This is a genomic window from Streptomyces sp. NPDC090499, assembly GCF_044769305.1.
Taxonomy (GTDB): Bacteria; Actinomycetota; Actinomycetes; order Streptomycetales; family Streptomycetaceae; genus Streptomyces.
Genome location: NZ_JBIVXP010000060.1, coordinates 1 through 1,129 on the forward strand (window position 1 = coordinate 1; position 1,129 = coordinate 1,129).

Here is a 1,129-nt window from a genome sequence, read left to right on the forward strand (position 1 = left end):
CCGGCCCGGCACGCTCACTCCTCACGCGAATACCTGGCCCGCCAACCCCACTCAACCCAGCCACGAACCGGACATCAGCTTGCGTATCGCCCACTAAAGACCGGCGAGAGCGACGAGCCTGCTCACGCTGGCTCCGAAAATGCTGAGACTAGTGCCGTCACCGTCCCTCTCGTGGGCGATCGCGGACTCCAGCCCCAGTATGGGGCCGATGTCGAATGCCGCGTCCTCGTCATTGCCGTCGAGGTTGTCGACGGGCAGTCGGCTAAGGAGGTACCGCACGATGGACGACTGGGCGTGCCCGTCATCGACGGCGACATCGAACAGCGTCGGCCGTAGCTTCTCCCTTCTCAGGATCAGCGGAACCGGCTTGTTCCAGGCTGCGAAGGCCCGTTTCACGTCACCGTCAGAAGAGACGATCACGATCTGCTCGGGGGAGGCGCGGTCCAGCACATCGCGCAGCCAAGCGCTGTCACTCGCCCCGGTTTTGACGTCGCCCTTGAGCTTAGCTGGCTCGTGCTGGAGAACCTGATCTTTCAACGCCGCGGCGGCGCTGGCTCCCGACAGGCTGATGATCTTTACGTGCGGTATCGCGCTCAAGTTGGCCAGCACGGTATCGATGACAGTGTCGCGGCTGCTGTAGTACGCCGCAGGCGTGTCCACTTGCAGGCCGGCCCGCTTCATCCCCTCGCGTTCTTGCCGTGCTGCATTTTTGACGGCTTGCCAGTCGCGGGCCACATGCTCAGCCCACTCCCACGACACCGGCTCGGGCACCCAGGTCTCGATGCCGATTGCGGCGAGGCGGGCGGCGAGCCGCTTGAGGTGCTCGAAGTCGGGACGGGCCTTGCCGTAGGCGTTGGCATCGAAGACGACGGCCTTGAGACGTTCCCTTGCCCGCAAAGGGAGTTGAGCATCATCCGTAGGGCCTGATGAGGAAGCACGCGACATGCATCGCATTCTCCCAGGCCAGGTCCCACAGCGATGCGCCAGCCCGGACGCCGGGATGCAGCAGACGAAGGCGGGCCAGCGCGTCAAGACGGTCGTGTCCCTTCTCGTGGTGTAGCCGATCAACCGGCGGTCGCGTTGGTGGTGTTGGGTAGCGCGGGGGTGCTTTCGGGGCGCTCGGCTGGGT

Annotated in this window: 1 protein-coding gene; it reads right to left on the bottom strand. The window is 65.0% G+C overall.

Annotated features, from left to right (window positions below; genetic code table 11):
* Window positions 1-93: 93 nt before the first annotated feature.
* Complete coding sequence (locus tag ACIQVL_RS51570) at window positions 94-945, bottom strand: hypothetical protein (protein WP_403479321.1); 852 nt, start codon at window positions 943-945, stop codon at window positions 94-96.
* Window positions 946-1,129: the final 184 nt, after the last annotated feature.